The organism is Mycobacterium sp. NGS63, assembly GCF_059812295.1.
This window is the reverse complement of record NZ_JCALCJ010000005.1, coordinates 195,275-218,117: the sequence shown is the minus strand read 5'-3', so window position 1 is coordinate 218,117 and position 22,843 is coordinate 195,275. Positions and strand designations below refer to the sequence as shown.

The 22,843-nt window shown below is 70.0% G+C and carries 22 protein-coding genes; 18 read left to right on the top strand and 4 right to left on the bottom strand.

Annotated elements, in window-relative coordinates:
* The first annotated feature begins 62 nt into the window (after positions 1–62).
* The 6 genes from AC5Y4Z_RS15065 to AC5Y4Z_RS15040 are packed head-to-tail and all read left to right on the top strand — an operon-like array spanning position 63 to position 5,909.
* Complete coding sequence (locus AC5Y4Z_RS15065) at positions 63–1,190, top strand: LLM class flavin-dependent oxidoreductase (RefSeq protein ID WP_499965223.1); 1,128 nt, start codon at positions 63–65, stop codon at positions 1,188–1,190.
* The gene (locus AC5Y4Z_RS15060; protein WP_499965221.1) at positions 1,187–2,356 is read left to right on the top strand and encodes a sulfotransferase family protein; all 1,170 of its coding nucleotides are present in this window, start codon (positions 1,187–1,189) and stop codon (positions 2,354–2,356) included. The genes AC5Y4Z_RS15065 and AC5Y4Z_RS15060 overlap by 4 nt, the downstream gene beginning before the upstream one ends.
* Before the next feature lies 1 nt (position 2,357).
* Positions 2,358–3,158, top strand: coding sequence for a sugar phosphate isomerase/epimerase family protein (locus tag AC5Y4Z_RS15055; protein WP_499965219.1), 801 nt, complete (start codon positions 2,358–2,360; stop codon positions 3,156–3,158).
* A gap of 2 nt (positions 3,159–3,160) precedes the next feature.
* Positions 3,161–4,369 (top strand): DUF1214 domain-containing protein, encoded by a 1,209-nt coding sequence (locus tag AC5Y4Z_RS15050; RefSeq protein WP_499965507.1) that lies wholly within the window; start codon positions 3,161–3,163, stop codon positions 4,367–4,369.
* A 22-nt stretch (positions 4,370–4,391) separates the two neighbouring features.
* Positions 4,392–5,306: an Rv0045c family esterase gene (locus tag AC5Y4Z_RS15045; RefSeq protein WP_499965217.1), complete on the top strand. Its 915-nt coding sequence runs from the start codon at positions 4,392–4,394 to the stop codon at positions 5,304–5,306.
* A gap of 6 nt (positions 5,307–5,312) precedes the next feature.
* The gene (locus AC5Y4Z_RS15040; protein WP_499965215.1) at positions 5,313–5,909 is read left to right on the top strand and encodes a TetR/AcrR family transcriptional regulator; all 597 of its coding nucleotides are present in this window, start codon (positions 5,313–5,315) and stop codon (positions 5,907–5,909) included.
* Here AC5Y4Z_RS15040 and AC5Y4Z_RS15035 read toward each other — a convergent pair.
* The gene (locus AC5Y4Z_RS15035; protein WP_499965213.1) at positions 5,850–6,863 is read right to left on the bottom strand and encodes an NAD-dependent epimerase/dehydratase family protein; all 1,014 of its coding nucleotides are present in this window, start codon (positions 6,861–6,863) and stop codon (positions 5,850–5,852) included. The two genes, AC5Y4Z_RS15040 and AC5Y4Z_RS15035, sit on opposite strands and share 60 nt — an antisense overlap.
* 34 nt (positions 6,864–6,897) lie before the next feature.
* Between AC5Y4Z_RS15035 and AC5Y4Z_RS15030 the strand changes: the two genes are divergently transcribed.
* From AC5Y4Z_RS15030 to AC5Y4Z_RS15000, 7 genes are all read left to right on the top strand, one after another.
* Positions 6,898–8,088, top strand: a complete 1,191-nt coding sequence (locus AC5Y4Z_RS15030) for an NADH:flavin oxidoreductase (RefSeq protein WP_499965506.1) — start codon at positions 6,898–6,900, stop codon at positions 8,086–8,088.
* 19 nt (positions 8,089–8,107) lie between these two features.
* Positions 8,108–8,887 carry an LLM class F420-dependent oxidoreductase gene (locus AC5Y4Z_RS15025; protein WP_499965211.1) on the top strand — a complete coding sequence of 260 codons (780 nt, stop codon included), beginning with the start codon at positions 8,108–8,110 and terminating at the stop codon, positions 8,885–8,887.
* A 125-nt stretch (positions 8,888–9,012) separates the two neighbouring features.
* Positions 9,013–9,753, top strand: coding sequence for a GntR family transcriptional regulator (locus AC5Y4Z_RS15020; protein WP_499965209.1), 741 nt, complete (start codon positions 9,013–9,015; stop codon positions 9,751–9,753).
* Positions 9,754–9,802: 49 nt separating this feature from the next.
* The gene (locus AC5Y4Z_RS15015; protein ID WP_499965207.1) at positions 9,803–11,620 is read left to right on the top strand and encodes an ABC transporter substrate-binding protein/permease; all 1,818 of its coding nucleotides are present in this window, start codon (positions 9,803–9,805) and stop codon (positions 11,618–11,620) included.
* A complete protein-coding gene (locus tag AC5Y4Z_RS15010) occupies positions 11,617–12,363 on the top strand; it encodes an amino acid ABC transporter ATP-binding protein (RefSeq protein WP_499965205.1) in 747 nt (248 codons plus the stop codon). Before AC5Y4Z_RS15015 ends, AC5Y4Z_RS15010 begins: the two co-directional genes overlap by 4 nt.
* Positions 12,364–12,441: 78 nt before the next feature.
* Complete coding sequence (locus AC5Y4Z_RS15005; protein ID WP_499965203.1) at positions 12,442–12,939, top strand: MarR family winged helix-turn-helix transcriptional regulator; 498 nt, start codon at positions 12,442–12,444, stop codon at positions 12,937–12,939.
* Between the two features lie 57 nt (positions 12,940–12,996).
* A complete protein-coding gene (locus AC5Y4Z_RS15000; RefSeq protein WP_499965201.1) occupies positions 12,997–13,692 on the top strand; it encodes an SDR family oxidoreductase in 696 nt (231 codons plus the stop codon).
* Here the strand turns inward: AC5Y4Z_RS15000 and leuS are convergent.
* Positions 13,676–16,582 (bottom strand): leucine--tRNA ligase, encoded by a 2,907-nt coding sequence (gene leuS / locus AC5Y4Z_RS14995; protein WP_499965199.1) that lies wholly within the window; start codon positions 16,580–16,582, stop codon positions 13,676–13,678. The two genes, AC5Y4Z_RS15000 and leuS, sit on opposite strands and share 17 nt — an antisense overlap.
* A 183-nt stretch (positions 16,583–16,765) precedes the next feature.
* Between leuS and AC5Y4Z_RS14990 the strand changes: the two genes are divergently transcribed.
* Together AC5Y4Z_RS14990 and AC5Y4Z_RS14985 are read left to right on the top strand one after the other, a co-directional pair.
* The gene (locus AC5Y4Z_RS14990) at positions 16,766–17,938 is read left to right on the top strand and encodes an LpqN/LpqT family lipoprotein (RefSeq protein WP_499965197.1); all 1,173 of its coding nucleotides are present in this window, start codon (positions 16,766–16,768) and stop codon (positions 17,936–17,938) included.
* 65 nt (positions 17,939–18,003) lie between these two features.
* On the top strand, positions 18,004–18,345 hold the full coding sequence (locus AC5Y4Z_RS14985; protein WP_499965195.1) for a hypothetical protein: 342 nt from the start codon (positions 18,004–18,006) through the stop codon (positions 18,343–18,345).
* A gap of 51 nt (positions 18,346–18,396) precedes the next feature.
* On the opposite strand, the gene AC5Y4Z_RS14980 is transcribed toward AC5Y4Z_RS14985, so the two are convergent.
* Positions 18,397–19,005, bottom strand: coding sequence for a YqgE/AlgH family protein (locus AC5Y4Z_RS14980; RefSeq protein WP_499965505.1), 609 nt, complete (start codon positions 19,003–19,005; stop codon positions 18,397–18,399).
* Between the two features lie 139 nt (positions 19,006–19,144).
* Between AC5Y4Z_RS14980 and AC5Y4Z_RS14975 the strand changes: the two genes are divergently transcribed.
* Together AC5Y4Z_RS14975 and AC5Y4Z_RS14970 are read left to right on the top strand one after the other, a co-directional pair.
* Positions 19,145–20,431 (top strand): MFS transporter, encoded by a 1,287-nt coding sequence (locus AC5Y4Z_RS14975; RefSeq protein WP_499965193.1) that lies wholly within the window; start codon positions 19,145–19,147, stop codon positions 20,429–20,431.
* Positions 20,432–20,467: 36 nt separating this feature from the next.
* Positions 20,468–21,223: a TIGR03084 family metal-binding protein gene (locus tag AC5Y4Z_RS14970; protein ID WP_499965504.1), complete on the top strand. Its 756-nt coding sequence runs from the start codon at positions 20,468–20,470 to the stop codon at positions 21,221–21,223.
* A 110-nt stretch (positions 21,224–21,333) separates the two neighbouring features.
* On the opposite strand, the gene AC5Y4Z_RS14965 is transcribed toward AC5Y4Z_RS14970, so the two are convergent.
* Positions 21,334–22,371: a DUF5631 domain-containing protein gene (locus AC5Y4Z_RS14965; protein ID WP_499965191.1), complete on the bottom strand. Its 1,038-nt coding sequence runs from the start codon at positions 22,369–22,371 to the stop codon at positions 21,334–21,336.
* A gap of 325 nt (positions 22,372–22,696) precedes the next feature.
* On the opposite strand from AC5Y4Z_RS14965, the gene AC5Y4Z_RS14960 reads away from it, so the two are divergent.
* Positions 22,697–22,840, top strand: coding sequence for a hypothetical protein (locus AC5Y4Z_RS14960; protein WP_499965189.1), 144 nt, complete (start codon positions 22,697–22,699; stop codon positions 22,838–22,840).
* Positions 22,841–22,843 lie beyond the last annotated feature (3 nt).

Here is a 22,843-nt window from a genome sequence, read left to right as displayed (position 1 = left end):
GTCCCCCCGGAGGCGCCCAACAACTCGACGTTCGGCTGTGCGGGTGCTTAGCATCACTCTCGATGAGAGTTCAGCCCGCCGCGTTCCTACGAACGACCCTCCCCCTCGACCTCTCCCAACTGGCAGAGCTCGACGGCGGCCGCTACCACTCGATCTGGCTGCCGGACCACATGGTCAGCTTCTGGCCGGACTCGATCTGGACCCCCGAGTTCACCGACCTTGCGACCGCGTCGCCGTCGCCGCATCGTCACCTCGACGGCCTGGCGGTCGCCGCGGCGGCGGCCGTCCTCACCGAGAAGGTTCCGCTCGTCAGCGCCGTGGTCGACACCGTCCGCCGCCACCCCGTCATGCTCGCGCAGACGGCGCTGACCATCGACCACCTGGCCAAGGGGCGCTTCATTCTCGGCCTGGGCAGCGGCGAGAGCGAGAACACCCTGCCGTACGGGTTCGACTTCTCGCGGCCGGTCGGCCGATTCGAGGAAGCGCTGGCGGTGATCCGGCTGCTGTGGGACAGCGACGGGCCCGTCGACTTCGACGGCCGGTTCTATTCGCTGCACCACGCCCGGCTCGACACCGAGCCGTTCGACGGCTCCCCGCCGCAGATCTGGATCGGCGCCAGCGGCCCGCGGATGCTCGACATCACCGGCCGCCACGCCGACGGGTGGTGGCCCGCCGGGGCCTGGTCTCCCGAGCATTACGCCGAGATGCTCTCGGCGGTAAGGGCTTCGGCCGAGCGCGCCGGCCGGGACCCGATGGCGATCACGCCGTGCTTCATCCAGGTGTGCCTGCTCGGCGAGCACGAAGCGGCCCTGGCCGAGATCCTGAGCGCGCCGCTGGTCAAGGCGTTCCTGCTGCAGGTGTCCGCGGAGACGTTGCGCGGCTTGGGGTTCGAACATCCGATGGGCGACGGGTGGCGCGGGTTTCAGGACATCGATCCCGCCGTGCTCACCCGCGAGCGCATCATCGCGTTCCTGGACAACGTGCGTCCCGAGATGCTGCTCGCGGTGGTGCCGCACGGGACTCCGAGAGAGGTCGCCAAGATCGTCAAGACGTTTGTGGACGCGGGCCTGCGGGTGCCGAAGATCCTCGATTATGGCGCGATGGCCGGACTGGACTACGCCGCCGCGTCGGCGGCGAATGTGCGTGCCGCCGAAGACGAATTGCTGCGGCTGTGCGGGGACCCGGCATGAGCGCCCGGCTCGACGCCGACGCGATGCTGCGCGCCGCCGAGGCCGAGACCGGGTTGCACGACTACGGCGACCCCACCCTGGCCGACCGCTTCGCCGTCGCCGTCGAGCACCTCAACGGCCTCGGCATGGGCGCCGACGGCAACGCGCAAGCCGAGCGGGTGTGCCGGTGGCTCCTGACCTCGCGCCTGGAGTTCATCGAGGACCGCAACAGGTACCCGATCGGCGACGAGGTGATCGATGCGCCGATGTTCGTCACCGGCGAACCACGTTCCGGCACAACGCTCATGCACGCGCTGATGTCGGTGGATCCGCACGCGCGGGCGCTGCGCTTCTGGGAGGTGATGTATCCGTCGCCGCCGCCGGGCCTCGCCACGCCCGACGACGACCGCCGCCAGCGGGCCGACGCGGACTGGCGCGAGATCAACGCCAAGATGCCCAAGTGGCTGCACAGCCACCCCTACAACGACATGCTCGGCGACGGCCTGCCCGAGGACGAACGCACCTGGGCGTTCGATTTCCGCGTCATGACGCCGACGGCCTGGTGGCGGGTGCCCATGCAGTCGCTCGTCGGCGGCCTGGCCACCGACGCGGCCGCGCAGTACCGGCTGCACAGGGCCATGCTGCAGCAACTGCAGTACCACCGACCGCGAAAGTACTGGGTGCTGAAGGGGTTTCACGGCTTTCGGCTCAAGGAGATGTTCGACGCATACCCCGACGCCACGATGGTCTGGCTGCACCGCGACCCGGTGCAGGTCGCCGCGTCGCGCACCATGATGATGGCCGACATCGCCGAAGGCATGGTCGGTGCCGTCGACCTGCACGCCCTGGCGAAGATGCATCTCGAGCTGACGCGCGCGGGCGTCGCCAACACCATGAGCAACCCGCTGGTCGACGACCCGCGCATCCTGCACGTGCGCTACGCCGACTTCATCGCCGATCAGGTGGCCACGGTGCGGCGCTACTATGCGTTCGCCGGCCGTCGGCTGACGCCGGAGGCCGAGTCGGCGATGCGCGCCTACCTGTCCGACAACCGCGGCGACCGCTACGGCAAGTTCCACTACTCCACCCAGCTGCTGGTCGACATCGGCGAAGACCTCGACGCCCTGCACGCCGAATTCCGGCCCTTCCGTGAGCGATTCGGCGTCCCCATCGAGAACCGCGGCTGAAATGGTGGCTCACCCCCGGTTGTCGGTGCACAACGTCACCTTCTACGGCGACTCGCCGGCCGACCTGCAGGCCCACTGGGCGGACCTCGGCGTGTCCCGGTTGAGCATCCTGGACGGCCAGCTGCTCGACCCCGAGTTCCCAAAGTTCCTGCGGCGCAGCGACTACACCGTCGAGGCGGTCTACCATCTCTTCGCCGACGGCCGGTTGTCCACCAACCCGCACGCAGCGGGGGACGCGCTGTGCCGGGTGATCGACGCCGCGGCCGGGGTGGGCGCGCGTGCCGTCTACCTGCTCACCGGCGGTCGTGGCGACCTGACCTGGGGCCACGCCGCCGCCCGGTTCCGCGATATGGTCGCCCCCTGCGTGGAACGGGCCGGACGCACGGGCGTTGCGCTGGCGGTCGAGAACGCCTCCAGCCTGTACGCCGACATGCATCTGGCCCACACGCTGCGCGACACCGTCACCCTCGCCGAGATGTGCGGGCTGGACGTCTGCATCGACGTGTTCCACTGCTGGGCCGAAGGCGATTTCGAGGCGATGGTGCAACGCGCCCTGCCCCGTACGGCGCTCATCCAGTTGAGCGACTACGTCCTGGGCGACCGCGCGCTGCCCGGCCGCGCTGTTCCCGGCGACGGCGCCATCCCGATAGAGGCGTTCGTCGCGCAGGCCCTCGCCGGCGGGTACGCGCACGGCTTCGACCTCGAGCTCATCGGACCTAGAATCGACGCCGAGGGCCGCCTCGAATCCGCCCGGCGCGCGTGTGACGCCGTCGGGGAGATGCTGACCAGACTGGGTGTGTGACAATGGCTTTCGGTGACGGCGCCGACGACGCGGAACTGCAATCGGCGTGGAACGAGTTCTGCGCGCGGCTACAACGCGCGGGCGACCGGGTCTTCAAGGAGGCCAACGCCGCCTCGGGCGCGCAGCGCGTCGACGCCTTCCGGTTCCTAACCCAAAACCTCGGCCAGGCCTTCGATCTGGCGCTCGAGACGCGCGACACCCGCTACCCGGCGCTGCACACCTTCTGCGGCCCCACCCGCAAGCTCGGCGGGGACTGCGCCGACTTCACCTATCAGCAGGCGTGGATCGACGGGCGGTCGACATACCGGCTGAGCGGCAATCGCGGCACCGCCCGGTTCTTCAACATCACCGTCCAGGGCGCGCGCAACCCCGGCCCGGGCGTGCTGCACGAGCCCTTCGGTGACACGCCGCAGGCCAACCTGCTCGGACACCAACTCGAAGTCGACGACGATGGGCACTTCGAGATCTTCATCGGCGGCCCCGAACGCGGACCGAACTGGCTACCCACCACCGCCGAGTCACGAAAGCTGTTCATCCGCCAGGGGTTTGACCGCTGGGACGAAAGCCCCGCACACATGCGGATCGAGCGGGTCGACATGGCCTCCCCCAAGCCGCTGCCCACCACGCAGACGATGGTCGAGGCAATGGGCTGGGCCGGGGACTTCGTCACCGGACTGATGTCGGACTGGCCCGAGTTTCCATTCACCCATGGGGGCGTCGACGCCGAGCACCCCAACTCCTTCCCCAGCGCCGCCGCGACCGACGCCGACAGCAAGCGCGGCCGCGCCGCCGCCAACATGTATTGGGAACTGGCGCCCGACGAGGCGCTGATCGTGGAGTTCGACGCCCACGACGGGCTGTGGATGTTCACCAACATGGGCGTCTTCTTCAACAGCATGGACTACCTCTACCGCCCCGTGAGCTCCACGCCGAGCCGCACCAAAATTGATAGCGATGGTCGGGTGCGGCTCGTCATGGCGCATCGTGATCCGAACGTGCACAACTGGCTCGACACCCAGGGCTTCACCCGCGGCAACCTGACCTACCGCCACATGCTCGAAGGCGAGCCCGCGGTGCTCGAGACCCGGGTGGTCAAGCACGACGATCTGCCCGGCGCGCTGCCCGCGGACACCGCGATGGTCGGCCCCCAAGAGCGCACCGCCGCGATGTGGGAGCGGTTCCGCGCGATTCGGCGTCGCTACGTCTTGTAGGGGTCCTCTAGTGTCGAAGATCGTGACCGAGATTTCCGAAGGCGAATTGGCGGGGCTGTCCGAGTTCGCGCTGCTATCCGAGAACGCCGAGCAGGCCGGCGTCGCGGGTCCGCCGCCCGACGTCGAGCGGGTCGAGCGCGGCGCCGGGGAGGCCAGGATCAGCGCGCTGCGCTGGGGCCGCACTCCCCCGCGGGTCGTGTTCTTCCACGGCGGCGGGCAGAACGCCCACACCTGGGACACCGTGATCGTCGGCCTCGGTCAGCCCGCGCTGGCCGTCGACCTGCCCGGCCACGGGCATTCGGGCTGGCGCGAAGACGGCGACTACTCGCCACACCACAACGCCGACGCTCTGGCGCCGGCGCTGCGCGACCTGGCGCCCGACGCCGACCTCGTCGTGGGCATGTCACTGGGCGGGTTGACCGCCATCCGTCTGGCCGCCGTCGCCCCCGAACTGGTGCGCGAACTCGTCCTCATCGACGTCACCCCGTCGGCGCTGCAGCGGCATTCCGAGCTGACCAAGGAGCAGCAGGGCACGGTGGCGCTGATGCACGGCGAACGCGAGTTCCCCAGTTTCCAGGCCATGCTGGACCTGACCACCGCCGCGGCCCCCCATCGCGACCCGAAGGCGCTGCGCCGCGGCGTCTTCCACAATTCCCGCCGCCTGGACAACGGCAGCTGGACGTGGCGCTATGACGCAATCCGCAAGTTCCCCGATTTCGCCGGCTTGTGGGACGACGTCGACGGGCTGGCCGCGCCGATCACGTTGATCCGCGGCGGCTCGTCGGGCTTCGTCACCGACGACGACGCCGACGAACTCGCCCGTCGCGCAAGCCATTTCCGCTCCGCGCACGTCGTCGAGAACTCGGGGCATTCCGTGCAGAGCGACCAACCCCTCGCGCTGATCGACCTGCTGCGCGGGGTGCTCGGCGCGCGCTGAGCCGGCATGACCGATCGCACTAGGCCTGCCGGGCGGCCGCGTGACACGTCCATCGACGAGCGGGTGCTGTCGGTCACGCGCGAGCTGCTGGTCGAGGTGGGCTGGGACGAGCTGAGCGTGCGGCTCGTCGCCGCGCGGGCGGGCGTCGGCCGCTCCAGCCTGAACCGCCGCTGGGCGTCCAAGGCGGAGCTGGTGCTGGCCGCGATCCTCGGCGAAACCCCCGATCTGGCACCGTTTTCCGGCACCGACCTGACCGGCTGGATCGAGTGGGTGGTGCGGGGCAGCCACGAACTGTTCAGCAGGCCCGACGTGCGGGCCGCGGTGCCGGGACTGCTGCTGGCCCTGAGCGAGAACGACGGCCTCCGCAGGGATCTGTGGGCCAGGTTCAGCGGACCGGCGGTGCAGCTGTTCGCCGAGGACGTGCGCGCGACCACGCCCGCCCAGCGCCGGCGCGCCGACGTCGACGCCCGGGCCACGCTGGCGATGGCGGCGGGCGCCGCGCTGTTCGTCACCACGGTCGCCGCCGAGGACGACTCCGAAAAGCTACGGGGCCGGATCGCGCAGTTGCTGACCACCGCCGTCGCCGCGTCCCATCCGCAATGACGCGGCGACCGCGGCCTTCGGGCAGCGCCAGGTCATGTCGAAGTCGCGCAACGTCGTGCTGTCGTCGGTCGGGGTGGCCGCGGTCAGCAGCATGGCCGCCTCGTAGCTGAGCCCGTCGCCGAGCGGGACGTACCGGCCGGCGACATCGGCGAGGCGGCCCATGGCCCGCAACGCCTTCGGCGACAGCGGGATCCGTCGAATCCGCCGCCCCAGACCGTCCTCGAGCGCGTCGATCATGTCATCGAAGGTGAGCAACTGCCCGCCGCACACGTAGCGGCGCGGGCCGCGACCGGCCTCCATGAGGCGCGCGTGCACCTCGGCGACGTCGCGCACGTCGACCATCTGCATGCCGCCGCGCACGCTGGGGGCCACCGCCCAACGGACGATCGGCGCCCAGCCCCGCTCGGTGACGCCCGCCGCGGTGCCGAACGCCGGGCCCACGACGCTGGAGGGATAGGTCACCACGACGGGCGCGCCGTCCGCCTGCAGCCGCCGGGCGACGCGGTCGGCGTAGCCCTTGGTCTTCGCGTACGCGCTGCGGCCGGACGCGGTCGGGGAGTCCGGCGAGATGATCCCGTTCGGTGGCGGGAACAGCGCGCTGTAGCTGCTCACCAAGACGATCGGGTCGAGCCCGCGATCGACCGCGCGGGTCAGAATCGCTTCCGTCGCATAGGCGTTGACGTCCCACATGGCCTGCGCCCGTCGCTCGTCCGTGCCGACGATGCCCGCCGCATGCACCACCGCGTCGGCGCCGTCGAGGAGCTCCGCGATGCTCGGCGCGGCGCGCACGTCGCCGGCGAGCACCTCCACGGGACCGAGCGCAGCGAAGCGCTCGATCACGGTCGCGGGATCGTTCGGCGCCACCAGCAGCCGCACACGATGACCCGCTTGCAGCAGCTCCCGCACGACGTGGGCGCCCAGGTAACCCGTTCCGCCCGTCACCGCGATCTGCACTGGCCGGCCTCCTTGGTGCTATATTCCGATGCCAATGGTATCGAAACAGGCTTTCACGCCGGTCGAGCTGGGTCCACTGACCCTGAAGAACCGCTTCGTCAAGGCGGCGACTTTTGAGGGCGTGATGCCCCGCGGCCAGGTCAGCGACGCCCTCGTCGACTTCCACGCCGAGGTCGCGCGCGGCGGCGCGGCCATGACTACGGTCGCCTACTGCGCCATCTCCCCCGGCGGGCGCGTGCACCGCGACACCATCGTGCTGGACCGCGACCGCGTCCCGCAGTTGCGCCGCCTGACCGACGCGGTGCACGCCGAAGGCGCCCTGGCCTGCGCGCAGATCGGGCATGCGGGGCTGGTCGCCAACACCGTGTCCAACAAGACCCCCACACTGGCGCCGTCGACCCGGCTCAGCCCGCCGGCCATGGGCCTGGTCCGCGCCGCCACCGCCGAACAACTCGACGCGGTGGTCGACGAGTTCGGCGCCGCGGCCGCCAACGCGGTCGAAGCCGGCTTCGATGCGGTCGAGATCCATATGGGCCACGGCTACCTGCTCAGCTCGTTTTTCAGCCCGAACCTGAACAAGCGCACCGACCGCTACGGCGGCGACACCGCGCGCCGCGCCGAACTGGCCCGCCGCGTCGCCGAACGGGTCCGGCACGCCGTGGGCCAATCCGTCGCCGTGACAGCGAAATTCAACATGGACGACGGGGTGCGCGGCGGGTTCTGGTTGACCGACAGCCTTCCCACCGCGCGCCTGCTCGAGTCCGACGGCCACCTCGACGCGTTGCAGCTGACCGGCGGGAGCTCGCTGCTCAACCCGATGTACTACTTCCGCGGCGACGTTCCGCTGGACGAGTTCATCGCCTCCCAGCCGCGGCCGGTCGGCCTGGGCCTGCGCGTCCTGGGGCGGCGCATGTTCCGCGCCTACCCCTTCGCGGAAGCCTTCTTCCTGCCGCTTGCCCGCCAATTCCGCGCGGCGCTGTCAATGCCGCTGATGTTGCTCGGCGGGCTGAACCGCCTCGACACGGTCGAGGCGGCGCTGGGCGAGGGTTTCGAGTTCGTCGCGATGGCCCGCGCGCTGCTTCGAGAGCCCAACCTGGTCAACCGTTTTCGCGACGACGCGGCGACCGAAGGCCTGTGCATCCACTGCATGAAATGCATGCCGACCGTCTACACCGGGACGCAGTGCGTCGTGCGCACGCAGATCGAGGCGACGCCGGCGCGCTGACGGGGCCTACGGTGGGCCTATGACTCACCCCATCCGCATCGGCGTGCAGCTGCAGCCGCAGCACGCCCCGCAGTACGACCAGATCCGCGATGCCGTTCGCCGCTGTGAGGACATCGGCGTCGACATCGCCTTCAACTGGGACCACTTCTTCCCGCTCTACGGCGACCCCGACGGCGCGCATTTCGAATGCTGGACCATGCTCGGGGCCTGGGCCGAGCAGACGTCGCGCATCGAGATCGGCGCGCTGGTGACGTGCAACTCCTACCGCAACCCGGAACTGCTGGCCGACATGGCCCGCACCGTCGACCACATGTCCGGCGGCCGCCTGGTGCTCGGGATCGGGTCCGGCTGGAAATACAAGGATTACGACGAGTACGGCTACGAATTCGGCACCGTCGGTAGCCGCCTCGACGACCTGGCGGCCGCGATGCCGCGCATCAAGGCGCGGCTGGCCAAGCTGAACCCGCCGCCGACCCGCGACATCCCCGTACTGATCGGCGGCGGGGGCGAACGCAAGACCCTGCGGCTGGTGGCCGAATACGCCGACATCTGGCACAGCTTCACCTCCGCCGAGGAGTTTCCGGCGAAGTCCGCCGTCCTGGATCGGCACTGCGCCGACGTCGGGCGGGACCGGGCCGGCATCGAATGCTCGGCCGCGGTGCAAAACGGTGGCGCCCTGATCGCCAATGCCGAAACCCTGGTGGGCCTCGGCGCCACGCTGTTGACCGTCGGGTGCGACGGCCCGGACTACGACCTGGCCGACGCCGAAGCGCTGTGCAAATGGCGCGATGGTCGCTGAGGGCCGCTGACGTTTGCCCGTGATTCGCGCGATTCATGGGCCAAACATGGCGACGCGGGGGCCAACTCGTGAGAAACTCTCAGCGCCGGATTTGCCCTAACGTTTGAAAGGCACTCAAGAAACGGATGCCAAAGAAATACGGGGTCAAAGAAAAGGACCAGGTTGTTTCGCACATCCTCAACCTGGTTTTGACGGGGAAATTGCGCAGCGGTGACCGGGTGGACCGCAATGAGATCGCGGTCGGTCTCGGGGTCAGCCGCGTCCCGATCCAAGAGGCACTGGTCCAACTCGAGCACGATGGGATCGTGTCCACCCGCTACCACCGGGGCGCGTTTGTCGAGCGGTTCGACGAGGACACCGTCCTCGAACATCACGAGGTCGACGGCCTGCTCAACGGCATCGCCTCGGCCCGCGCGGCCAGCAACCCCACGCCGCGGATCCTGGGGCAGCTCGATGCCCTGATGCGTTCGTTGCGTTCCGCGAAGGAGACGCGGGCGTTTTCGGAAATAGCCGGCGAATACCGGCGCACGATCAACGACGAATACGCGGGGCCGCGGCTGCACGCCACAATTCGCGCGTCGCAAAACCTCATCCCTAGGGTGTTCTGGACGACCTACCAGGGCAGCCGCGAGGACATCCTGCCGTTTTACGAAGACGAGACCTCCGCGATCCACCGGCGCGACCCCGAGGCGGCGCGGGCCGCGTGCGTCGGCCGGTCTCACCTCATGGCCCAGACCATGCTGGCTGAGCTGTTTCGGCGCCGGGTGTTCACCGCGCCCGACGACATCGGCCAGGTCGTCCCCGGCCCGCTCCGGGTGGTCGCCGACGCGGAGGCGGCCCGCGGCGAGCCGTCGGTCGCCCTGTGACGAGGCGCTAACCGGGCCGCGCCGCTGTCCGGTCGATACGGTGGCGGTGATGAGGTTGCACGTGGGCTGGCGCGCCAGGCGCCGGGTTGGGGTGCTCGGAGTGTCCGTGGCGGTGCTCCTGGGGTGCGGCGCGGTGTCCGCGTCGCTGGCCGCGCCGGCGCGTGCCGACCGGAACCAGTGCGCGCCAGCGGGATTGGACAGCGCCTACGCGTTGCCGAGCGGCCTGACCGCAGACAGCGGTGTCGGCCAGGACGATCGGCACACGACACCCACCGTCGAGCCGCTGAGCGCGGTCGACGTCGGCGCCCTGGGCCTGGGCACGCCGGGTGTGTTGACCGTCGGCACGCTTTCGGACGCCCCACCCAACGTCTGCATCAATCCGACCGGCCGGTTCAGCGGCTTCGACAACCAGCTGTTGCGCGCGATCGCCGACAAGCTGGGCCTGCAGGTCCGCTTCGTCGGCACCGACTTCTCCGGGCTGCTCGCGCAGGTGGCGGCCAGGCGCTTCGACGTCGGCTCGGCATCGGTGAAGGCCACCGACGCGCGCCGGCACACCGTCGCGTTCACCAACGGCTATGACTTCGGCTACTACTCGCTCGTGGTGCCGCCCGGCTCGGCGATCCACAAGTTCGCTGATCTTGCCGCCGGCCAGCGCATCGGCGTGGTCCAGGGCACCGTGGAGGAGTCGTACGTCGTCGACACCCTGCACCTGCAGCCGGTGAAATATCCCGACTTCGCCACCGTGTACGCCAGCCTCAAGACCCGCCAGATCGACGCGTGGGTGGCCCCGGCGGGCCAGGCGGCCAACGCGATGCGACCGGGCGACCCCGCCGTCGTCGTCGCCAACACCTTCAGCGCGGGCGACTTCGTGGCCTTCGCCGTCGCGCAGGACAACCAGCCGCTCGTCGACGCGCTGAACGCGGGGCTCGACGCCGTGATCGCCGACGGCACCTGGGCGAGCCTGTACACCCAGTGGGTGCCGCGGTCCCTGCCGCCGGGATGGAAACCGGGGTCTCGGGCCGCGCCCGCCCCGACGCTGCCGGACTTCGCCAAGATCGCCGCGAGCCACCACCGCAAACCGGTCGGCCCGGCCGCGCCGAGGTCGACCCTGGCGCAGCTGCGCGATTCGTTCTTCGACTGGGACATGTACCGGCAGGCCATCCCCACGTTGTTCACCACGGGGTTGCCCAACACGTTGATCCTGACCAGCAGCGCCGGCGTCATCGGGCTGGCGGTGGGCATGGTGCTGGCCATCGCGGGAATCTCGCGCACGCGCTGGCTGCGCTGGCCGGCCCGGGTGTACACCGATATCTTCCGCGGACTTCCCGAGGTGGTGATCATCCTCATCATCGGGCTGGGTGTCGGACCCTTGGTCGGCGGGCTGACCAACGGCAACCCCTACCCGCTGGGCATTGCGGCGCTCGGGTTGATGGCCGCCGCGTACATCGGCGAAATACTGCGCGCCGGAATCCAGAGCGTGGACGCCGGGCAGCTGGAGGCCTCCCGCGCGCTCGGGTTCAGCTACTCGCAAGCCATGCGCCTGGTGGTGGTGCCTCAGGGTGTGCGCCGGGTGTTGCCCGCGCTGGTCAATCAGTTCATCGCGCTGCTTAAGGCCTCGGCGTTGGTGTACTTCCTCGGGCTGATCGCCCAACAGCGCGAGCTGTTTCAAGTGGGACGAGACCTCAACGCGCAGACCGGCAACCTGTCGCCGCTGGTGGCCGCCGGCGTCTTCTACCTGATGCTGACCGTCCCGTTGACGCATCTGGTCAACTACATCGACACGCGGCTACGCCGCGGCCGCGCGACGGTGGAGCCCGAGGTCGATCTCGACGCGCTCGGCGCGACGTTCGGCCAGGAGATGACGTGACCGCCGCCCCGGAGCGCCCCTCAGTCTCGTTGGAAGCCAAGGCAATTCATCAGACCCTCGGCGGGACGGCGGTGCTACGCGGCGTCGATCTGGCCGCCCCGGCGGGCAGCACGGTGGCCGTGGTCGGACCGTCGGGCTCGGGCAAGTCCACGCTGCTGCGCACCCTGAACCGGTTGCACGAGCCCGACAGCGGCGACATTCTGCTGGATGGCCGGTCGGTGCTGCGCGACGACGCCGACCAGCTTCGCCAACGCATCGGCATGGTCTTCCAGCATTTCAACCTCTTCCCCCATCGCAGCGTGCTGGACAACGTCGCGCTGGCACCGCGCAAGCTGCGTCGGCTGTCGGCGGACGCGGCCCGCGAGCTCGCGCTGGCCCAGCTGGATCGAGTTGGTTTGAAGCACAAGGCCGGTGCCCGTCCCGGCACGCTGTCCGGGGGTCAACAGCAACGGGTCGCGATCGCCCGTGCCCTGGCGATGGCCCCGCAGGTGATGTTCTTCGACGAGGCGACCTCGGCGCTGGATCCCGAAATGGTCAAAGGCATTCTGCAACTGATCGCCGACCTCGGCGCCGACGGTATGACGATGCTCGTGGTCACGCACGAAATGGGTTTTGCCCGGTCGGCATCCGACGCCGTCGTTTTCATGGATCACGGCAAAGTCGTGGAATCCGGGCCCCCCGAGCAGATATTCGAAGCCGCTCAAACCGAGCGGCTCCAGCGCTTTCTGTCCCAGGTGCTCTGAACCGTTCTTAACTTAGTTCCGGCTTTGTGCCGGATAGCTCCCTTGTACGCCACGCAGATCGGGTTAGACTGCCGACTTATGGCGGACAGCGAATCCACCGCGCCGGAGGTATCCGAGCTTGCGGAAGGTTTGCACCGCGCGCTGTCCAAGCTGTTTTCGATCCTGCGCCGTGGCGACCCCAGCGGGGTGGTGGCAGGCGAGCTAACCCTGGCACAGCTGTCGATCCTGGTTACCCTGCTCGACCAGGGCCCCATCCGGATGACCGACCTGGCCGCGCACGAACGGGTGCGGACCCCGACCACGACCGTGGCGATCCGCCGGCTGGAGAAAGTCGGGCTGGTGAAGCGCTCGCGCGACCCGTCCGACCTGCGGGCGGTGCTGGTCGACATCACCCCGCGCGGACGGGCGGTGCACGCCGAGTCGCTGGCCAACCGGCACGCGGCCCTGGCCGCGATGCTCGGTCAGCTCCCGGCGTCCGACCTGGACACCCTGACCAAGGCGCTGGCGCCGCTGCAGCGCCTGGCCTGCGGCGAGTCGGGACCCGCGGGAGAGCCGGCGGCGCGCAAGCAGGCGTGAAAGTCGCTGATCCGCAAGGGATCTGGCGGCTTCCGTAAGCTTCCGTAGACTCGAGGCATGCCCACCGCACTCATCACCGGGGCGAGCGGCGGTATCGGTTCCGCCATCGCCGCCGCGCTGTCGGCGACGCACACCCTGCTGCTGGCGGGGCGGCCCTCCGACCGGCTCGACGGCGTCGCGCGGCGGCTCGGTGCCACCACCTTCCCGCTGGACCTGACCGACCCCGGCGACATCGAGGCCAGCTGCGAAATCGTCGACGAACTCGACGTGTTGGTGCACAACGCCGGGGCGTTCATCCCCGGTCACGTCGCCGACTCGAACGTCGACGAGTGGCGTGCTACGTTCGCCGTGAATGTCTTTGGGGCGGTGGAGCTTACGTTGGCGTTGTTGCCGGCGCTGCGGCAGGCCCGCGGTCAGGTGGTGTTCATCAACTCCGGTTCGGGGCGCAAGGTTTCACCGGGCATGGCGTCGTACTCGGCGAGCAAGTTCGCGGTGCGGGCCTTCGCGGACTCGCTGCGCGACGACGAACCGGACCTGCGCGTGACGACGATCTACCCCGGCCGGACCGACACCGCCATGCAACGCGAACTCGTCGCGTTCGAAGGCGGCCAGTACGACGCCGCGAACTTCCTGCGGCCGGAAACCGTGGCCGACGCCGTCGCCTACGTGGTGGCCACGCCGCGCGACGGTCACGTGCACGAGGTGGTGCTTCGGCCCGGTCGGCGCTCGCCGGCCGCTACACGACCAGGTTGACCAGCCGGCCGGGCACCACGATTACCTTGCGCGGGGTGGCTCCGGCCAGGAAGGCCTGGACCTTTTCGTCGGCCATGGCCGCGGATTTCAGCGCGTCGTCGTCGGCGTCGGCGGCCACCACCACCCGGCCACGGACCTTGCCGTTCACCTGCACCGGGTATTCCACGGAGTCCTCGACGAGGTAGGCCGGATCCGCCTGCGGGAAGGGGCCGTGCGCCAGCGGGGTGGTATGGCCCAGCCGCGACCACAGCTCCTCGGCCATGTGCGGGGCCAGCGGCGCCAGCATGAGCACCAGCGGCTCCACAGCCGCGCGGGGCACCGCGTCGCGGTGCGCCTTGGTGAGGTGGTTGGTGTACTCGATCAGCTTGGCCGTCGCGGTGTTGTTGCGCAGCGCCGCGTAGTCTTCGGCGACCCCGGCGATGGTGCGGTGCAACGCCCGCAGGGTGTCGGCGTCCAACGTGTCGGCGGTGTCGCGTATCCGGGTTTGGCCCGTCTCCTCGTCGATCACCAGCCGCCACACCCGCTGCAGGAAGCGGTGCGCGCCGACGACGTCCTTGGTGGCCCACGGCCGGGACGCCTCCAGCGGGCCCATCGACATCTCGTACACGCGCAGCGTGTCCGCGCCGTACTCGTCGCAGATCTCGTCCGGTGGTATCGAATTCTTCAGGCTCTTACCGATTTTCCCGAATTCCTGGAACACCTCGGTCTCGCCGTCGGGACCCGGGTAGAGGAAGGCGCCGCCACGTTCGACCACCTGCTCCGCCGGCACGTAGGACCCGCGCGCATCGGTGTAGGCGAACGCCTGGATGTAGCCCTGGTTGACCAGCCGGCGGTAGGGCTCGCGGGAGCTGACGTGACCCAGGTCGTAGAGCACCTTGTGCCAAAACCTGCAGTACAGCAGGTGCAGCACGGCGTGTTCGGCGCCCCCGACATACAGGTCGACCCCGCCCGGATCGTCCGGGCCGTGCTCGGCCGGGCGTGGGCCCATCCAATAGGCCTCGTTTTCCTTGGCGCAGAACCGCTCTGAGTTGTGTGGGTCGGTGTAGCGCAGCTCGTACCAGGAGCTGGCGGCCCATTGCGGCATCACGTTGGTGTCGCGGGTGTAGGGCTTCAGGCCGTCGCCGAGGTCCAGCTCAACGTGCACCCAGTCGGTCGCCTTGGCCAGCGGCGGCGACGGTTCGCTGTCGGCGTCGTCGGGGTCGAACAACACCGGCGAATAGTCCGGCACGTCGGGCAGCTCGACGGGCAGCGCGGCCTCGTCGAGGGCGTGCGCGCGCCCGTCACTGTCGTAGACGATCGGGAACGGCTCACCCCAGTACCGCTGCCGCGCGAAAAGCCAGTCGCGCAGCTTGAACTCGATGCGCGCGCGGCCCCGGCCGTCGGCCTGCAGGCGGCCGGTGATCGTTTCCTTGGCCTCCGCCACGTCCAGGCCGTCGAGGTAGCCGGAGTTGACCAGCACGCCGTCGCCCGTGTGCGCGGCCTGCGAAATGTCGCCGCCGGCAATGACTTCCACGATCGGCAGGCCGAACGCGTGAGCGAAGTCCCAGTCGCGCTGGTCGTGGCCGGGGACCGCCATGATCGCGCCGGTGCCGTAGCCGGCCAGCACGTAGTCGGCGACGAAGATCGGCACCGGTTTTCCGTTGGCCGGGTTGGTGGCGTAGCTGCCCAGGAACACCCCGGTCTTCTCTTTGCTCTCCTGGCGCTCCAGGTCCGACTTCGCGGCGATCGCGCGGCGGTAGGCGGCGACGGCCTCGGCCGGAGTGTTCGCGCCGTACGTCCACCGCGGGTCCGTGCCGTCGGGCCACTCGGCGGCGACCAGGTCGTCGACCAGGTCGTGCTCGGGGGCCAGCACCAGGTAGGTGGCGCCGAACAGGGTGTCGGGCCGGGTGGTGAACACCTCGATGTCGACACTCGTGCCGTGGCTCGTGCTTGCCGAGAACAGCGCCTGCGCACCCGTGGAGCGACCAATCCAGTTGCGCTGCATGGTCTTCACCTGATCCGGCCAGTCCAGCACGTCGAGGTCGTCGAGCAGCCGGTCGGCATAGGCGGTGATGCGCATCATCCACTGCCGCAACCGTTTCCGGAACACCGGGAAGTTGCCGCGGTCGCTGCGCCCGTCGGAGGTGACCTCCTCGTTGGCCAGCACCGTGCCCAGGCCCGGGCACCAGTTCACCATCGAGTCGGCGCGGTAGACCAGTCGGTGGCCGTCGATCACGTCGGCCCGCTCCCCCGCCGACAGCGTGGCCCAGTCGCGGCCGTCGTCGAGACGGCGCGCGCCGGAGTCGAACTCGGCGACCAGCTCGGCGATCGGACGCGCCCTGTCGGCGGCGGGGTTGAACCAGGCGTTGTAGATCTGCAGGAAGATCCACTGTGTCCACTTGTAGAACTCGACGTCGGTGGTGGAAAAGCTGCGCCGGCTGTCGTGGCCCAGGCCCAGGCGGCCCAGCTGGCGCCGGAAGTTGACGATGTTGGCCTCGGTCCTGGTTCGCGGGTGCGTGCCGGTTTGCACGGCGTATTGTTCGGCGGGCAGGCCGAAGGAGTCAAACCCCAACGCGTGCAGGACATTACGTCCGGTCATCCGGAAGTACCGGGCGTACACGTCGGTGGCGATGTAGCCCAGCGGGTGGCCGACGTGCAGTCCGTCGCCGGAGGGGTAGGGGAACATGTCCTGCACGAACAACTTGTCGGCGGGCAACGGGGCGCCGTCGGCCGGGGCCAGGTCACCGACCGGGTTGGCCACGTTGAACGTCCCCAGCCTCGCCCAGTTCTCCTGCCACGCGCTCTCGATGCGGCCCGCCAGCGCCGCGGTGTAGCGATAGGGCGGCGCATCGGCGTCGGACTGGGGGGCGCCGGAGCTGCTCCCAGCCGCGGCGGTCGGGGATCGGGTCACCCGAACAGGGTATAAGGGCCGCCCCGAGGGGCCCGCCGGCCACAGGTTGGTCTCGGTTGCGTTGCACACCGATCAGAGCTTCATCCCAGGTCGGTTTCGAGCCTGTCCGGGCCTTTGACCTCTGGTTACAGTCAGCCTCTAAGACGGGCGCGCAGGCCCGTGGCAGTGGGAAGGATCGAGCAGATGATTCGGATCGCCCGTACGTTGCGGGTCTTCGCAGGGGGTCTGGCTGCCGGCGCGATCGGTGTCACGGCGTTCGCGGGCGCCACCGCAGCGGCCGATCCCGCGCTTCCCGCACCGGCTCCCGCCCCCGCCGTCCCCGCCACGGCGCCGCAGAACGTCGTTGCGGCCCCCGGCCAGCTCCCCACCAACAGGGCGCTGGCCACTCCCCCGGCCGCCAACCCGTTTGTGGCGCCGAATCCCGCGCCCGCCCCCGCCCCGGCCGCCCCCGCCGCGCCCGCCCCCGCCGCCGTGGCGCCCGCCGCGCCCGCGCCGGCCGCCGTCGCGCCCGCGGTTTCGGGCACGGTGCGCGACTACCTGCAGTCCAAGGGCGTCAAACTCGAGGCGCAGAAGCCCCAGGGATTCAAGGCGCTCGACATCACGCTGCCGGTGCCGCCGCGCTGGACCCAGGTGCCCGATCCCAACGTTCCCGACGCGTTCGCGGTGATCGCCGACCGGCGCGGAAGCAGCATTTACACGTCGAACGCGCAGGTCGTGGTGTACAAGCTGGTCGGTAACTTCGATCCGAAGGAAGCCATCACCCACGGCTTCGTCGACAGCCAGCAGCTGCCCGCCTGGCAGACCACCAACGCCGCGATGGCGGACTTCGGCGGCTTCCCTTCGTCGGTCATCGAGGGCACCTACCGCGACGGCGACATGATGCTCAACACCTCGCACCGCCACGTCATCGCGACGTCCGGGCACGACAAGTACCTGGTGTCTCTGGCGGTGACCACCGACCGTTCGGTGGCGGTCGCGGATGCGCCGGCCACTGATGCGATCGTCAACGGCTTCCGGGTGACCGCCCCCGGCACCGCCGCCCCGGCGCCCGCCCCCACCCCGGCGCCCGGCGCGTCGCCGGTCGGCCTACCGGCGCAGACGGCGCCGGTTGCCCCGGTCGCTCCCGTCGCGGTGCCCGCGCCCACGGCCCCGGCCGCCCCCGTCGCCGTGCCCGCGCAGACCGTCCCCGCCGCGCCCGTCGGGCTCCCCGCGCAGCCGGTCCCCGCCGCCCCCGTCGGGCTCCCCGCGCAGCCGGTCGCGCCCACCCAGGTTGCCCCCCGGCCGGTGCCCAACCTGTTGACGATGGTGCCGGGACTGCCGCCGCTGCCGAACTTCGCGTTCCTGCAGGGACGCTGACCAGCCGAGACCAGCGCGCTGGAGCCGCACGCGCGCACCAATAAGCGGCCTCGTATTGTGAGGCCATGCTGATCGCGGGCGTGGTGTGCATGTGTGCGGCGGTGGCCTCCGCCGGGTTCGGGACCTGGTCGCTCTCCCAAAGCCAGGCTGTCGACACCACCGCGCTGGCGCTGCGGGCCATGGCGCCGACCCAGCTGGCGGCCGCGGTGATGCTGGCCGCCGGCGGGGTGGTGGCCCTGGCCGCCTCCCCCGGCACCGCCCTGGTCGTGCTGATCGTCTGCGTCGCCGGCGCCCTGGGGACGTTGGCCACCGGGTCGTGGCAAAGCGCACGCTTCGCGATCCGCCAGGAAGCGGCGGCGCCCGCCTGCGCCGGCAGCTGCGCGGTCTGCACGCAGTCCTGCCACTAGTCAAAGCCCAGGCTGCACAGGCGATCCCGGTGCGAGCCGTGGGGGAGGGGCTTAATTTCGGCTGATGTCGATGGGGTGGGTCGCAAGCAACGAAAGCGGCAACGGCTGGCGGCGCAGCACCTGCCCCCACAGATCGGACCTCGGCCCGACGAGAACATCGGATGGCAACGCGGACAAGACAATCCAGTCGTCGCGTTCGATCTCGCCTTCGAGCTGGCCGATGGTCCAACCCGAGTATCCGGCGAAGATCCGCACCCCCTCGACCAGCGGGGCGATCAGGTCGGGCTCGGCGTCCAGATCGACCATCACGATCCGGCCGTCCACGTGCCGAAGGCCCGGCACGCCTTGGGGATCGGCGCCGACCCGCAGCGCCGCCAGGCACAGGGCCGCGTCGCGCTTGACCGGCCCGCCGATGAACATGGTCTTGGGTTTGGCCGACACCTTGGCCCACTGCGGCAACACGTTGTACACCGCGGTCTCGCTGGCCCGGTTGAGCACGACACCTAAAGTGCCGCCGTCGTTGTGCTCCACGATGTAGATGACGCTGCGCCGAAACGTCGGTTCGAGAAGATCGGTGTTGGCAAGCAGTAAAGTTCCCGCGCGCACCCGCTGCGCGGCGGGTGCGACATAGTCCTCTGGATCTTCGGGTGGCGGCACCACACCATCATCGCACCTTCGCCTCGTCGGCCGGGTCAATCGAGCGTGGGCCGCAAAGATTTGTACTGTTGGTGCAGCGGCGCCGACCGCGGCGATCGTGCCCACCCCAATCGTGGAAGTCGGTCCTGTGATTCCAACCCGGATGAACTCGCGTGCACCGGCCCACCTGTGGCGGTCGGTGCGCGCGCTGCCGGATTTTTGGCGACTGCTGCAGGTGCGCATGGCGAGTCAGTTCGGTGACGGCCTTTTCCAGGCGGGGCTTGCGGGTGCGCTGCTGTTCAACCCGGATCGCGCCGCCGACCCGCTCGCCATCGCGCGCGCGTTCGCGGTGCTGTTCTTGCCCTACTCGCTGCTGGGACCCTTCGCCGGCGCGTTGATGGACCGCTGGGATCGACGGCTGGTGCTCGTCGGCGCCAACGTCGGCCGCCTGATTCTCATCGCCGGCATCGGCACCATCCTGGCGCTGCGGGCCGGGGACATATTGCTGCTGGTCGCGGCGCTGTTCGCCAACGGCCTGGCCCGGTTTGTCGCGTCGGGCCTGTCGGCGGCCCTGCCGCACGTCGTGCCGCGCGAGCAGGTGGTGACGATGAACTCGGTGGCCACCGCGTGCGGTGCCGCCGCGGCCTTCGTCGGTGCCAATTTCATGCTGGTGCCGCGCATCCTGCTGGGCGCCGGCGACGAGGGCGCCTCCGCGATCATCTTCCTGACGGCGATACCGGTGGGGCTCGCGTTGTTGCTGTCGCTGCGGTTCGGCCCGCGGGTACTGGGCCCGGACGACACCAAGCGCGCCATCCACGGGTCGGCCGCCTACGCGGTGATCACCGGGTGGTTGCACGGCGCGCGCACGGTGGCCCAGCGCCCGACCGTCGCCGCCACCCTGTCCGGGTTGGCCGCGCACCGGATGGTCGTCGGGATCAACTCGCTGGTGATGCTGGTGCTGGTGCACCACCTGCCCGCGTCCGCCGGGGGAGGACTCGGTATCGCGTTGGTGTTTTTCGCCGTTTCGGGTCTCGGCGCCTTTTTGTCCAACGTGCTGACGCCGTCGGCCGTGCGCCGCTGGGGCCGCTACGCCACGGCGAACGGCGCGTTGGTGGCGGCCGCGATCGTCCAGGTCCCCGGCGCGGGGCTGCGCCTTCCGGTCATGGTCGTGTGCGGCTTCCTGCTCGGGGTGGCCGGCCAGATGGTCAAGCTTTGCGCCGACTCGGCGATGCAGATGGATGTCGACGACGCGCTGCGCGGACACGTGTTCGCCGTCCAGGACGCGCTGTTCTGGGTCGCGTTCATCGTGTCGATCACGGTGGCGGCCACAATGATTCCCGACGACGGCCGCGCGCCGGTCTTCGTGCTGTTCGGGTCGGTGCTCTACCTGATCGGGCTGGCGGTCCACGCCATTCTCGGCCGCCGCGGCCAGCCGGCGGGCGATCGCTAAGGTGCAGATGTGATCTCCCCGACGGCCGCCGAGCCGATGGTCGCCGACCTGCGCGCCGAAAGCGACGGCCTCGACGCGTTGGTGGCGCCGCTTCCCGCTCAGCGCTGGTCGGCCGCGACGCCCGCACCCGGCTGGACCATCGCCCACCAGATCGGGCACCTGCTGTGGACCGACCGGGTGGCGCTCACCGCGGTCACTGACGAGGCGGGGTTCGCCGAGGCGCTGAAGGCCGCCCAGGCCGACCCGACCGGATTCGTCGACGCCGGCGCCGAGGCGCTGGCGGCCGTGGCGCCGGCCGACCTGCTCGCCGACTGGCGGGCCACCCGCGCGCGCTTGCACGACGCCCTGCTGGGCGTGCCCGCCGGCCGCAAGCTGCCGTGGTTCGGGCCACCGATGAGTGCGGCGTCGATGGCGACGGCCCGGCTGATGGAGACCTGGGCCCATGGACTCGATGTCGCCGACGCCCTCGGCGTCACACGTCCCGCCACCGCGCGGTTGCGGTCGATCGCGCACATCGGCGTGCGGACCCGCGATTACGCCTTCGTCGTCAACGATTTGACCCCGCCGGCCGAGCCGTTCCTGGTCGAGTTGCGCGGACCGGGCGGCGAAACCTGGTCGTGGGGACCGCCGGACGCCGCGCAGCGCGTCACGGGCTCCGCCGAGGACTTCTGCTTTTTGGTCACGCAGCGCCGCCCGCTGGGTGCTCTGGACATCACGGCGCATGGCCCCGACGCCGAGCGGTGGTTGGGGATTGCGCAGGCTTTCGCGGGGCCGCCCGGCCCCGGGCGATGAGCGCCACCGGCGCGAAGAGAGCCGGGGCCATCAGACCGCGCCCCGGGCGATGAACGCCATCGGCGCGAAGAGAGCCGGGGCCATCAGACCGCGCCCCGGGCGATGAACGCCTACCCGGTGTCCGTGGGCGCGTTGAGTTTCTGGAACCAGGCGAGGTGATAGTTCGCCGACACCGCGTCCCCGGTCACGGCGCCCTCGGTGGCGGCCAGCAACAGGCAGTTGAGAAACAGCGCGGGGTCGATGTTCGGGTACTGGATCAGCAGCTGATAGCGGGCGGTGTCGAGATGCACTCGCAGCAAATCGATTTCCTCTTCCGCGACGCCGGTTTCGGCGGCCGCGGCCCTGGCCAACGTGTGCACCATGCGCGGCAAGCCGTCCCGCCAGTGCGTGGCCTGGCTCAACTCCCATCCCAGGTCGTCGACCGCGGGCAGCTCACGTGCCTGCTTCGATGCCGTCGTCTCGGCGAAGTCGTCCAGCCGCCCCAAAGCGTCCCCGGGGGCGTAGGTGACGGTTCGGCTCGCTTCGCCCAGCAGGACGGAAACCTTGCCGGTGCGCCGCTCGGGTTCCAACAGCCGCACGCCCTCCGGAACCGCGATGTCCGGCGGCACCCAACCGTGGGCGAAGTCGGTGACCAGCACGGTGGTGCCGTCGGGGCGGTCGCCGATGGCCCAATTCAGGCGTGGCTCTTGGTGGACCACGAACGCGAGGAGCCGCCGCAACCGCTCGGCATCGGATTCGACCGCGACCGGGGGTTTCGGGGCCGCGGGAGCTGCCGGGGTTTCCGAAGATTCCGGGGCTGCCGGGGCTTGGGGGACATCCTGGCCAGCGGCTCGATGCCGCCCCTCGAACGCGTCGGGCGGTGCCTCTTCGACGGCCTCCTCGGCCGTGGCCTCAACGTCGGCCGGTGCGCCCTGCTCCGGCGCTTCGTCGCGGCCGGTCGCCGCATCGGCGGGCGCGTCGGCGTCGGTGATGGCGGGGATGATCTGGGTCTTCTCGAGATCGGCGCCGTTCGGGCCCTCGGTTTCGACGCGGGGCCGGGCCTTCACCTCGTGCAGTTGCCGCACCGTCGAGTCGACACGCCGCTGCGCGCGCGCCCGGGCCTCCTCGATGACCCTGGCTTCCTCCGCCGTCCGGACCGAATCGGGCATTTCGGACAGCCGGATCGTCCTGAGCTCGTCGTTGGCGGCTCTGGTGATTCGCCCCAACGATGTCTTCAGATACTCTGCGAGAGCGGCGGTTTCGGGCGTCGTCGTGGACAACTCGGCCGGCCACAGCCCACCCGTCACCCAGGGGCTGCAGTCGACGGGAGAGCTGAAGGCAGGAATCGTCAGTGATTCCCGGGCAGCTCTCCGGAGGCGCTGTCGCGCCGTTATCCGGCCGAAGATCGCCACTGGCTAAGCCTACCGGGATCCATCGGGTCGTCTATTCAATCGGTGAATTGTGCAGCTGCGACGGCCTGGGTAGCGTGGGGACATGGCTGATTCTGCGCTGCAGCAGCAACTCGACGAGGTGCGCGCCCTGCTGGCCCGCGCGCGAGAGTTGTTCGGCCCCAACCCCATCGAACCACCCACGGACATCGCGCCAAATCCCGACAGCGCCAAGACGTGGTTGCTGTAGGTA